General features: G+C 20.9%; 9 protein-coding genes. 6 read left to right on the top strand and 3 right to left on the bottom strand.

The window, feature by feature from the left end; all coding sequences use genetic code 11:
- Position 1: 1 nt before the first annotated feature.
- Positions 2 to 922, top strand: a complete 921-nt coding sequence (locus tag GJT82_RS00735; protein ID WP_168819250.1) for a D-alanine--D-alanine ligase — start codon at positions 2 to 4, stop codon at positions 920 to 922.
- A gap of 70 nt (positions 923 to 992) precedes the next feature.
- Here GJT82_RS00735 and GJT82_RS00740 read toward each other — a convergent pair whose 3' ends face one another.
- Positions 993 to 1460 (bottom strand): hypothetical protein, encoded by a 468-nt coding sequence (locus GJT82_RS00740; protein WP_168819252.1) that lies wholly within the window; start codon positions 1458 to 1460, stop codon positions 993 to 995.
- 111 nt (positions 1461 to 1571) lie between these two features.
- On the opposite strand from GJT82_RS00740, the gene secA reads away from it, so the two are divergent.
- The gene (gene secA, locus GJT82_RS00745; protein ID WP_168819262.1) at positions 1572 to 4307 is read left to right on the top strand and encodes a preprotein translocase subunit SecA; all 2736 of its coding nucleotides are present in this window, start codon (positions 1572 to 1574) and stop codon (positions 4305 to 4307) included.
- A gap of 63 nt (positions 4308 to 4370) precedes the next feature.
- Here secA and dnaJ read toward each other — a convergent pair whose 3' ends face one another.
- Entirely contained in the window at positions 4371 to 5477 is a 1107-nt protein-coding gene (gene dnaJ, locus GJT82_RS00750) for a molecular chaperone DnaJ (protein ID WP_168819264.1), read from the bottom strand.
- A gap of 141 nt (positions 5478 to 5618) precedes the next feature.
- The gene (gene dnaK, locus GJT82_RS00755; protein ID WP_168819266.1) at positions 5619 to 7535 is read right to left on the bottom strand and encodes a molecular chaperone DnaK; all 1917 of its coding nucleotides are present in this window, start codon (positions 7533 to 7535) and stop codon (positions 5619 to 5621) included.
- Between the two features lie 314 nt (positions 7536 to 7849).
- Between dnaK and GJT82_RS00760 the strand changes: the two genes are divergently transcribed.
- From GJT82_RS00760 to GJT82_RS00775, 4 genes are all read left to right on the top strand, one after another.
- On the top strand, positions 7850 to 9355 hold the full coding sequence (locus GJT82_RS00760; RefSeq protein WP_168819268.1) for a leucyl aminopeptidase: 1506 nt from the start codon (positions 7850 to 7852) through the stop codon (positions 9353 to 9355).
- A gap of 39 nt (positions 9356 to 9394) precedes the next feature.
- Positions 9395 to 12247 carry a valine--tRNA ligase gene (locus GJT82_RS00765; RefSeq protein WP_168819278.1) on the top strand — a complete coding sequence of 951 codons (2853 nt, stop codon included), beginning with the start codon at positions 9395 to 9397 and terminating at the stop codon, positions 12245 to 12247.
- A gap of 57 nt (positions 12248 to 12304) precedes the next feature.
- Complete coding sequence (argF, locus tag GJT82_RS00770; protein WP_168819280.1) at positions 12305 to 13315, top strand: ornithine carbamoyltransferase; 1011 nt, start codon at positions 12305 to 12307, stop codon at positions 13313 to 13315.
- A 147-nt stretch (positions 13316 to 13462) separates the two neighbouring features.
- Positions 13463 to 13852, top strand: coding sequence for a Rid family detoxifying hydrolase (locus tag GJT82_RS00775; protein ID WP_168819282.1), 390 nt, complete (start codon positions 13463 to 13465; stop codon positions 13850 to 13852).
- Positions 13853 to 13875 lie beyond the last annotated feature (23 nt).

Below are 13875 nucleotides of genomic sequence, written 5' to 3' on the forward strand. Positions count from 1 at the left end.
TATGTTTAATAAAATAGCAGTTTTATATGGTGGTAATTCACCAGAAAGAAAAATATCTTTAATTTCAGGATATACAATATTAAATGCACTAAAAAAAATGGGTATTAAAGCTTATGGATTAGATACTAAAAATTTTCCATTATTTTTATTAAAAAAAAATAAATTTCAAAAAATTTTTATTGCTTTACATGGTAAAGGAGGAGAGGATGGTAGTTTACAAACTATATTAGAATATTTAAATATTCCCTATACTGGTAGTAGATCATTAGCTTCTTCTATAACTATGAATAAATTTATTACAAAAACTTTATGGAAAGAATATGGATTACCAGTTTATCCTCATTTTTTTTTAAAAAAAAATGATTTTTATAAAAAAAATTATTTAGAAATAAAAAAAAATATTTTAAAATTAAATTTACCCGTATGTGTAAAACCTAATTCTACTGGATCAAGTTTAGGTGTATCTAAAGTAGATAATATTAATTATTTATTAGATGCTATAAAAAAAGCTTTTATATATAGTGATAGTATATTAATTGAAAAGTATATTGAAGGTATAGAATATACAGTCAGTATATTAGGTAATAAAACGTTACCATCAATTAAAATTGAGTCAATTTATTCATTATATAATTATAAAGCAAAATATATTGATACAAATACTAAATATTTTTGTCCTAGCGGATTAAATAAATATAAAGAAACAGAATTATCTGAATTAGCTATGAATGCATGGAATGTATTAGGATGTAGCGGTTGGGGAAGAATAGATGTAATTTTAGATAAAAAAAATAATTTTCAATTACTAGAAATAAATACTTGTCCTGGAATGACTCCCCATAGTTTATTTCCTATATCTGCAAAGAAAGCTGGTTTATCTTTTTATGATGTTATTAATGAAATATTATTTTTAGCTAAATAATATTTTAATTATATAAGAATAATAAAAATTAATATTAATTAGTAATAAAATTTAAAAGAAATTATATAAATTAATTTGCTAAAGATGCTAATTTTTCTATGACATAGCGTAATTTTATTGGACTTTTTTTTGCTAAATTAAGTAATAAAATAGCACTATTTTTACTTAAAGTATTTTGTTTAAATAAATATTTATTTTTTGTATTATTTATTGACAACATTGGATTAATTTCAATATGTATATTTTTCAAAGAATACAAAACATTTTTTTTTAAAAGTAATATAATATTTGATTTTTCATATAAAAATCTCATCATAGAACTAGCATTATTTGTTTCTATAATTAAAATATTATTTTTAAAATTTTTTACATTATATAAATTATGTAATTTTATTGAAAAATAATTTTTAATTATTTGATTAATTTTTTTTAAAATATTTATATGTAATTTTAATTTTATAAATATTTTTGAATAAGAAGGATAATTATATTTATTATAAAATATTTTTTCAATTGATAATAATTTATTGTTACGCATAAAAGTATTTATCCTTTTAATAAAATTAATTAAAATTAATTATTTAATAGTTTAATCAATAAATTTATATTTATTTTAATATCACTATAAATTTTATTTAAGAGTATATATATGTTAAAAAATTTTTTATCAAAAATTTTTGGTAGTCATAATGATCATGTTTTACGCCGTATAAAAAAAATAGTCAATACTATAAATAATTTGGAAAAAAATTTTGAAAAACTAACTGATTTAGAATTAAAAAATAAAACTATATTTTTTAAAAAAAAAATACAAAAAAATATTGCATTAGAAAATATTTTACCTGAAGCTTTTGCTGTAGTTAGAGAAGCAAGTAAAAGAGTATTTAGTATGAGGCATTTTGATGTTCAATTAATAGGAGGAATAGTATTAAATAATAATTGTGTTGCTGAAATGCGTACGGGAGAAGGAAAAACTTTAACAGCAACTTTACCAGCATATCTTAATGCTTTAACTGGTAAAGGAGTTCATATTGTTACTGTTAATGATTATTTAGCTAAACGTGATGCAGAAAATAATAAAATATTATTTGAATTTTTAGGATTAACTGTAGGAATGAATTTATCAGGTATGTCTTCTAATGAAAAAAAAATATCATATTTAGCAGATATTACTTATGGTACAAATAATGAATTTGGATTTGATTTTTTAAGAGATAATATGGTTTTTAATTATTTAGATAAAGTACAAAGAAATTTAAATTATGCTATTATAGATGAAGTTGATTCTATTCTTATAGATGAAGCTAGAACTCCATTAATAATATCTGGACCTACCGAAGATAATTCAGAATTATATATTCAAATAAATAAAATTATTCCAAAGTTAATATATCAAGAAAAAGAAGATTCCGATTCTTTCAAAGGTAAAGGACATTTTTTTATAGATGAAAAATCACGTCAAGCTTATTTAACAGAAAATGGATTAATTTATATAGAAAAGATTTTAGTAGAAAAAAAAATAATAAAAAAAGAAGAATCATTATATTCTAACTCTAATATTATTATTATGCATCATATTATTGCTGGCTTAAGAGCTCATAAATTATTTATAAAAAATATTGATTATATAGTAAAAAATAATAAAATTATTATAGTAGATGAACATACAGGTCGTCTTATGAAAGGAAGAAGATGGTCAGATAGTTTACATCAAGCAATAGAAGCAAAAGAAAATGTAACAATTAATAATGAAAATCAAACTTTAGCTTCCATTACATTTCAAAACTATTTTAGATTATATACTAAATTATCAGGAATGACAGGTACTGCAAATACAGAAGCATTTGAATTTAAAGAAATTTATAAATTAGACACTATTACTATTCCAACTAATAAACCAATGATAAGAAAAGATTTAGCCGATTTAGTTTATATTACTGAGAAGGAAAAAATTCAAGCTATTATACAAGATATAAAAAATAAATATTTTAAAGGACAACCAGTGTTAGTTGGTACTGTTTCAATAGAAAAATCAGAATTAATTTCAAAAAAGTTAACTGAAATAGGTATCAAACATAATATTTTAAATGCAAAATTACATTCTAAAGAAGCTGAAATTATATCTCAGGCAGGAAAAAAAAATGCTGTTACTATTGCTACTAATATGGCAGGAAGAGGAACAGATATTGTTTTAGGTGGAAATATTCAATTTCAATTAAATAATAAATTAAATAAAGATCAAATAAAAAAGATAAAAATATCTTGGTTAAATGAACATAAAAAAATTTTAACTTTAGGAGGATTATATGTTATTGGTACTGAACGTCATGAATCTAGAAGAATTGATAATCAATTAAGAGGCCGTTCTGGACGTCAAGGTGATTGTGGTTCTTCAAGATTTTATATATCTCTGGAAGATCCTTTAATGCGTATTTTTGCATCAACAAAAATATCAAAGATTATGTATAAATTTGGAATGAAAGAGAATGAATCTATTGAACATCCATGGATAAATAAAGCTATTGCCAGAGCACAAGAAAAAGTAGAAAATTATAATTTTGATATACGAAAACAATTATTAGAGTATGATAATGTAGCTAATGATCAACGTTTAGCGATATATACACAAAGAAATAGATTATTACAATCTGTAAATATTAAAGAAATTATAAAACAATTTCGAAAAGATGTATTTAAAAAAGTTATAGATAAATATATAAAATCAGATTTTTTTTTAGAAGATGAATGGAATCTAATAAAATTAGAAAATTTCTTTAAAAAGAAATTTAATTTATATTTACCTATTAATAAATTATTATTAATTACTAAAAATAATACACAAGTTATTAGTAAAAAAATTTTTTTTAAAAGAATAATTTGTTTTTCTGAACAAGAATACGATAAAAAAGAAAAAATATTAAGTAGTGATATTATACGTAATTTTGAAAAAAGTATAATGCTTCAATTATTAGATAATTTATGGAAAGAACATCTTGCTTCTATGGATTATTTAAGAGAAGGAATTCATTTAAGAGGATATGCACAAAAAGATCCTAAACAAGAATATAAGATTGAATCTTTTCATATGTTTAACTTGATGTTAAATTTATTAAAAAAAGAAATTATTACTACTTTAAGTAAAATATCAATAGAATTACCTGAACAAAATATGATTAAATCATCAACACAATTAAAAAATTTCAGAATTAAAAATAGTAAAAAAATTATAAATAATTTAAATTTTTCTAAAAAAGATCATCGTTATTTTACAGATAAAAAAAAAACAGATATTAATATTTATTCATTAAATAAAATAGGTAGAAATAATTTATGTCCTTGTTCTTCTGGAAAAAAATATAAATTTTGTCATGGTAATTTTAAATAAAAATTTTTATCTTACAATAGAGGATAAAAAATAAAATTTTTATATTTTTACCCTCTATTATAATTAATTTTTTAAATTATTAAAAAAAATTTTTATATTTTTTAAAAATTTTTGATATTTAGGAGTATTTTTATATTTATCTAATTTAATAAAAGTTTTTCCTAAATGAGATAATATTGTTTTTTGTTTATCATCTAAATTTATTGGTGTCTCTACAACAATTTTACATAATAAATCTCCAGTAATATTATCTCTTATAGATTTAATACCTTTATTACGTAATCTAAATATTTTCCCTGTTTGAGTTTCTGGAGGAATTTTAATTTTTACAAATCCATTAAATGTTGGAATATCTAAATTTCCACCTAATGCTGCTATAGAAAAATTAACAGGTAATTCACAGAATAAATTATTTTCTTCTCTTATAAAAAGAGAATGTTTTTTTATTCTTATTTCTATATATAAATCTCCGGATGGTGCACCATTATTTCCTAAATCTCCTTCTCCATTTAATCTAATACGATCTCCAGTATTAATACCTGATGGGATTTTTATAGATAATATTTTATATTTCTCTACTTTTCCTTTTCCTTTACAATAAGGACATAAATTTTTTATTAAAGTACCTCTACCATGACAATTAGGACAAGTTTGTTGTACAGTAAAAAAACCTTGTCTCATCTGTATTTGTCCATGGCCATTACAAGTATAACAGTTTTGGAGAGATCCTTTGGATCCAGTACCATTACAATTAATACATTTTTTTAAAAATGGAACTTTAATCTCTTTGGTTACTCCTTTTACTGCTTCTTCTAAAGAAATATTTATAGCATATTTTAAATCATTTCCTTTATTGGATTTGTAATTTCTTGAATTACCAAAAATATCTCCAAAAACATCACCAAAAATATCACTAAAATCTGTTGTATTATTTATATTATCCTGTTCAAAAGCAGAATGTCCATATTGATCATAAGCAGATCTTTTTTGTTTATCACTTAAAATTTCATAAGCTTTTTTAATTTCTTTAAATTTATTTTCAGCTTCTTTTTTTCCTGGGTTACGATCTGGATGAAATTTTATAGCTAAACGTTTATATGCTTGTTTAATCTCACGATCTTTTGCATTTTTAGTAATACCTAAAATTTCATAATAATCTTTTTCTGACATAATATATTACTACCTTTCTTAATCCTATAATTTTAATACCGATTATTATATTAATAAATTTTTTTATTTTTAATATATAAACGGTATTAATATAATTTTTATAATCAATTAATGAAAATAATTTAATGATTGAGAAGGTAATTATTTTTTATTATCCTTTACTTCTTCAAATTCAGCATCTACAACATTATTATTTTTATTTTTAGGTTTATTATTATTCATATTATTTGTTTTATATTGGTTATTACTTTCCATTATATTTGAAATTTTACTAGATACTTTAAGTAATAATTGCATTTTTTTTTGTATATCATTTTTATCTTCTTTTTTTAATGATATATTAAGTTCATTTATTGCATTTGTAATAAGAGATTTATCTTCTTTAGTAATTTTATTATCAACTTCCATCATTTTTTTCTTTGTATTATGAATAAGTTGATCAGATTCATTACGTATCTTAATTAATTCCTCAAATTTAAGATCAGATTCAGCATTAAATTCTGCATCTTTTATCATTTTTTCTACTTCTCTATCATTTAAACCTGATGATGCTTTTATTATGATTTTTTGTTCTTTACCACTTTTTTTATCTTTTGCAGAAACATGTAAAATGCCATCTGCATCTATATCAAAAGTAACTTCTATTTGTGGAATACCACGAGGTGCAGGAGCAATACCATCTAAATTAAATTGTCCTAAAGATTTATTATCATTTGCTCTTTTGCGTTCTCCTTGAACTACATGAATAGTAACAGCAGATTGATTATCTTCAGCTGTTGAAAAAATTTGGCTATGTTTTGTAGGAATAGTAGTATTTTTATTAATTAAAGGAGTCATAATACCTCCTATAGTTTCTATTCCTAATGATAATGGAGTAACATCTAATAATAATACATCTTTTACATCACCTGCTAATACTCCACCTTGAACCGCAGCTCCAATTGCAACAGCTTCATCAGGATTAACATCTTTTCTAGGTTTTTTTCCAAAAAATTCAGTAACTTTTTTTTGTACCATAGGCATTCTTGTTTGACCACCTACTAAAATTACATCATTAATATCAGAAATAGATAATTGAGCATCTTTTAAAGCCATTTTTAATGGATCTATTGATTTATTAATTAAATCTTCAACTAAAGATTCTAATTTAGCTCTTGTTACCTTAATATTTAAATGTTTAGGACCTGAAGAATCTGCAGTAATATATGGTAAATTTACATCTGTTTGTTGTGTTGATGATAATTCAATTTTTGCTTTTTCTGCAGTTTCTTTTAAGCGTTGCATTGCTAATGGATCATTAGTTAAATCAATTCCTTGATCTTTTTTAAATTCTGATACTAAATAATTAATTAAACGACTATCAAAATCTTCTCCACCTAAATGAGTATCACCATTTGTTGCTAATACTTCAAAAGTTTTTTCTCCATCAACTTCATCTATCTCAATAATAGAAATATCAAATGTACCACCACCTAAATCATAAACGGCTATAGTGTGATTTCCTTTGCCTTTATCTAATCCATAAGCTAAAGCTGCAGCTGTTGGTTCATTAATAATACGTTTTACTTCTAATCCAGCTATACGGCCTGCATCTTTTGTAGCTTGTCTTTGAGCATCATTAAAATAAGCAGGTACCGTAATTACAGCTTCGTTAACCGAAGTACCTAAAAAATCTTCTGCAGTCTTTTTCATTTTTTTTAATACTTCAGCAGAAATTTGTGGAGGTGCTATTTTTTTTCCCTTAACATATAACCATGCATCACCATTATTTGATTCTACAATTTTATAAGGCATAATTTTTATATCACGTTGTACTTCTTCATCTTGAAAACGACGTCCAATAAGTCTTTTAATTGCAAAAAGAGTATTTTGTGGATTAGTAATAGCTTGACGTTTAGCTGGTTGACCTACTAAAATCTCACCATCTTTAGTATAAGCAATAATAGAAGGAGTAGTTCTATCACCTTCTGCATTTTCTAATACACGAGCTTTTTTTCCATCTATTATAGCAACACAAGAATTAGTTGTACCTAAATCAATACCAATTATTTTACTCATTTTAACAATACTCTCCTATAAATTATTATTTATTTATATAAATAATTTAATAAACTAAATATTAGAATACTAATATTTTAAAAATCATAGTCCTTGATGAAAAGAAAATGGGGACTCATCTCAAAGCATCAAGGTCTAAATGTAAAATTTTTTTAAAAATTTTATATTTTGTTAAAATTAAATATCATTTGTATTGTATAATATTATTAATAATATTATTTAAATGTATTATTGTATATTTTTAATATTATATATATTAACAATTTTATATTATATGTGTAATATAATATATTTAATTTATTTAGAGAACAATAATGGAATATTTAATAGAAAAAATAAATTTATCAAAAAAATATAAATCAGATTGTATAGTTATTGGAATTTTTGAAAAATATCAGTTATCTTATATTGCAGATATTTTAAATAAAATATCTGATAATTATATATTAAAAATTTTAAAAAATAATAATTTTAAAGGAAAAATTAATCAAATAATAATGTTATATGAAGTACCTAATATTTTAATAAAAAAAATATTAATTATTGGTTGTGGTATGAAAGAAAAATTTAATAGAGAAAAAAACAAAATTATTATTAAAAAAGTAATAAATCAAATTAAAGCAATTAATATAAAAGATGTTTTTTGGTGTTTAACAGATTTAATAATTAAAAATATTAATATATATTGGAATATAAGAGATACAATAAAAATCATTGAAGAAAATATTTATACTTTTGATAAATTTAAAAAAATTAAAAAATATACATTGTCTATTATAAAATTTAATATAAATAATAATAATATTCAAAAATCTCAAAAAGCAATTATACATGCTAAAGCAATTAATATTGGAATGATAAAAACTAAAAATCTTGCAAATTTACCTCCTAATATATGTAATCCTGAATATTTATCTTTAAAAACATATAAATTATCTAAAAAATATAAAAAAAATATTTCAGTAAAAATTATTGATGAAACAGAAATGAAAAATTTAGGTATGAATGCTTACTTAGCTGTAGGTAATGGTTCTAAAAATAAATCAATAATGTCTGTTATTAAATATGATAATTTATTTGATCATAGTCAACCTATAATTTTAATAGGTAAAGGTTTGACTTTTGATTCAGGAGGAATATCTTTAAAACCAAGTTTAAATATGGATGAAATGAAATATGATATGTGTGGTGCAGCATGCATATATGGAGTAATAAATTTTATATCTAAATTAAAATTACCTCTTAAAATTATAGGTATTATTGCAGCATGTGAAAATATGCCTGATAGTAATTCATTTCGCCCTGGTGATATTATTAAAACAATGTCAGGAAAAACAGTTGAAGTAATAAATACTGATGCAGAAGGAAGATTAGTTTTATGTGATGTATTAACATATATAAACCAATTTAATCCTTCAATAGTCATTGATATTGCAACATTGACAGGAGCTTGTGTTGTAGCATTAGGAAATAATATCAGTGGATTTATGTCTAATAATTTAGATTTATCAAAAAATATAATAAAAGCGTCATTAGATGTAGATGATAGAGTTTGGGAATTACCTATTAATGATAAAAATTATTATAATGAATTAAAATCAGATATTGCTGATATAAGAAATACTGGAAATTCTAATGCTGGTGGAGCTATTACAGCTGCATGTTTTTTATCTAAATTTACTAAAAAATATAAATGGGCTCATATAGATATTGCAGGTACAGCATGGAACTACAATGAAAATAATAAAGCTTTTGCTTCTGGTAGACCTGTTAATATGTTATGTCAATTTTTATTAAATTATTCAAATTATAATAATTAATATTATAAATAATTTTATATAATAGGATATCATTTAACAATGGATAAAATATATAATCCTAAAGAATTTGAAAAAAAAATTTATTGTTATTGGGAAAATAATAGATATTTTAAATATTTAATAGATAAATCAAAAAAAAATTTTTCTATTATGGTTCCACCTCCTAATATTACTGGTTCTTTACATATGGGACATGCATTACAATATATTTTAATTGATATAATAATACGTTATCAACGTATGTTAGGAAAAAATGTTTTATGTCAAGTGGGTACTGATCATGCCGGTATTGCTACTCAAAGTATGATAGAACAAAAATTTTTTATAAAAAATAATAAAATTAAATATAAATATGATAAAAAAAAATTTTTAAATGAAGTTTGGAAATGGAAAAAAAAATATTGTAATATAATATTTAATCAAATGCGTAGATTAGGTTTGTCTGCCGATTGGGATCGTAAAAGATTTACAATGGACCATCATTTTTCTGAATCTGTAAAAATTATTTTTATATCTCTTTATGAAGAAGGATTAATATATAAAAAAAAAAGATTAACACATTGGGATTTAAAACTTAATACTGCAATATCTGATTTAGAAGTAGAACACAAAGAATTTAATACCTATGTTTGCAACATTCGTTATAAATTAGAAAATAATATAAAAACATTAGATGGTAAAAAATATTTGGTCATATCTACTACCAGACCAGAAACGTTATTAGCTGATACAGCTATAGCTGTTAATCCATTAGATAAACGTTATTCTAATTTAATAGGAAAGTTTGCAATAGTACCATTAATTAATAGAAAAATACCTATTATTGGAGATAATCATGCAAATATAAATAAAGGTACTGGATGTGTAAAAATAAGTCCAGCACATGATTTTGATGATTATCAAGTAGCTTTAAGAAATAATTTACCTTTAATTAACATATTTAATAAATATGGTAATATTTTAAAAAAATGTCAAGTATTTGATATTAATGGTAAAAAAATAACAATATATTCTAATAATATACCTGACATATTTCATGATTTACATTATATAACAGCAAGAAAAATTATTATTAATATGATTAAAAAAAGTAAATTACTTGAATTATATAAACAAAAATTAATATTAATACCATATAGTTCTCGTAGTAATACTATAATTCAACCTATATTAACTAGTCAATGGTATTTAAATATTAAAAAACTAGCTACAATAGCAATAAATGCAGTTAAAAATAAACAGATTAAATTTTTTCCTCAAAATTATGAAAATATGTTTTATTCTTGGATGGAAAATATTCAAGATTGGTGTATATCTCGTCAATTATGGTGGGGTCATAAAATACCAATATGGTATGATATTAACAAAAAAATTTATGTAGGTAAAAATGAAAAAGAAATACGTATAAAATATAATTTAAAAACAAATTTTGCTATAAAACAAGATAAAAATGTATTAGATACTTGGTTTTCATCTAGTTTATGGACTTTTATTACTTTAGATTGGCCAAATTATACACAAGAATTTTATATGTTTCATCCAACTAATGTTATTGTTAGTGGTTTTGATATCATATTTTTTTGGATATCTAGAATGATTATGATGACAATGCATTTTGTAAAAAATAAAGATAATACTCCACAAATTCCATTTAAAAATGTTTTAATGACTGGATTAATTAGAGATGAAAAGGGAGAAAAGATGTCAAAATCAAAAGGAAATGTTATTGATCCAATTGATATTATTGATGGTATTTCATTTTCTAAGCTATTAAAAAAAAGAGTCAATAATATAACGGAAAAAAAATATATAGAATTAATTAAAAATTATACAAAAAAACAATTTCCTAATGGTAGTAAAAGTTATGGAACAGATTCTTTAAGATTTACATTAGCTGCATTATCTTCTACTGGTAGAGATATATACTGGGATACATCTCGTTTAGATGGTTATCATAATTTTTGTAATAAACTTTGGAATGCTAGTATTTTTATTTTAAAAAATATAAAATTTAAGTCAATTTATAATAAAGAAAAATTATCTATTATTGATAAATGGATTATTAGTGAATATAATGTAGTAATAAAATCATATTCAAATTCATTAAATAAATATCGTTTTGATCAAGCTAGTAATATTTTATATAATTTTATATGGAATAAATTCTGTGATTGGTATTTAGAATATGCAAAAATAATTTTTAAAAATAAAAACCAAATTAAATGTATAAATACATATTTTACTCTATATAATATTTTTGAATCATTATTAAAACTTGCTCATCCTATTATTCCTTTTATAACTGAAATAATATGGCAAAAAATAAAAAAAAATCAAAAAAAATATAAAAATAGTATTATGATACAATCTTTTCCAAAATTTTCTCAAAATAAAATAGATAATAAAGCTGTACAATTTTTTAATATTTTTATTAAAATAATTACTATTATTCGTAAAATAAAAATTGAAATGTACATAAAAAGCAATCAAAAAATTAATCTTTATTTCAAAAGTAATAATGAAGAAATTTTTTTATTTTTTAAAAAAAATATAGATTTATTAAAAAATTTTTTAAAAATTGATCAAATTTTTTTTATATCACAAAAAGAATTGTTTCCTAAATTATCATTTATAACAAAAATAGATGATATTAAACTGTCAATTCCTATAAATAATAATTTAATTAATAAAAAATATGTATTAGATAAAATTAATAAAGAATTAAAAAATAATAAACAATCAATAAATTATTTAAATAAAATTATTAATAATAAAAATTTTTTTGAAAAAGCACCTAAAAATATTATTGAAAATAATATTAAAAAATTAAAAAAATATAAAAAAATAGAAGAAAAATTAATTAAAAAACAAAAATTAATTTTAACATTATAATTTTTTAAAAAATAATTTTTATATATTAAAAATAAATTTTATCTGTAGGTAATTATTATGAATCAGTTTTATAAACGTCATTTTTTAAAGTTATCAGATTTTTCTAAAAAAGAAATTTATGAAATACTCGATATTTCTTCTAAACTTAAAAATGATAAAAAAAAAAATAAAGAAATTAAAAAATTAAATAATAAAAATATTGTTTTAATTTTTGAAAAAGAATCAACTAGAACAAGATGTTCTTTTGAAATAGCATGTTATGATCAAAATGCTAAAATAACTTATTTAAATAAATATAATAGTCATATAGGATATAAAGAATCTATTAAAGATACTGCTCGTATATTAGGTCAAATTTATGATGGAATCGTATTTCGAGGAAAAAATCAAAAAGATATAGAAATTTTATCACAATATGCAGGAATTCCTGTTTGGAATGCTTTGACAAAAAAATTTCATCCCATTCAAATATTAGCAGATTTATTAACAATTCAAGAATATTTAATAAATAAATCTTTAGATAAAATTTTATTATCATATATAGGAGATATAAATAATAATATTGCTAATAGTCTTATAGAAGCAGCTTTAATTATTGGATTTAATTTAAATTTAGTATCACCAAAAAAATTATGGCCTAAGTACAAATTTTTCAATAATTTATCATTAAATAAAAATAAAATTTATTTAACTGATAATATTGATGATGGAGTTAATAATGCTGATTTTATTTATACTGATGTTTGGTTATCAATGGGAGAATCATCTAAAATATGGGAAAAAAGAATTCATGATTTACATATTTATCAAATAAATAAAGAATTATTATTAAAAACTAAAAATAAAAATATAAAAATTATGCATTGTTTACCATCATTACACTTATATCATCATTATAAAAAATATTTTAGTAACGAAATTATATCTAAATATAATTTATTTAATGGATTAGAAATTACAGATGATATTTTTGAGTCTAAAAATAGTATTATTTTTAAACAATCGGAAAATAAACTCCATGTTATTAAAGCTATAATATTATTAACTTTATTAAAAAGTAAATATTAAATTATATTTTTATAGATATAATAAATAATTATTTAATTATTTTTTAAATAAATAATAATTTATTCAAAACTATAATAAAGTTATATTAATAATAACTTTATGAAATATTTATTTAAAATAATATAAATTTTTTAAAGGTTAATTTTTATGAATAATATAATTTATACTAAAAGTGCTCCTATACCTATAGGACCATATGTACAAGGAATAATATTTAATAATATTATTATTACTTCAGGACAAATACCTATTAATCCTATAAGTAAAAAAATTGAAAGTAATAATATAAAAAAACAAACTCTTCAAGTTTTAAATAATATTAAATATATTATCAATCAAGCAAATTGTCCTGTTAAAAATATAGTAAAAACTACAATATTTTTAATAAATTTAGATGATTTTAATATTATTAATAATGTATATAAAAATTTTTTTATTGAAAATGATTCTTATTATCCTGCTAGAACTTGTATAGAAGTATCTCGTTTACCCAAAAATGCAAAAATTGAAATAGAAGCTATAGCAATAAAATTATAAAATATTTTTTCTTAATAAAGGGT

The organism is Enterobacteriaceae endosymbiont of Plateumaris rustica (genome assembly GCF_012562965.1).
Lineage (GTDB): Bacteria > Pseudomonadota > Gammaproteobacteria > Enterobacterales > Enterobacteriaceae.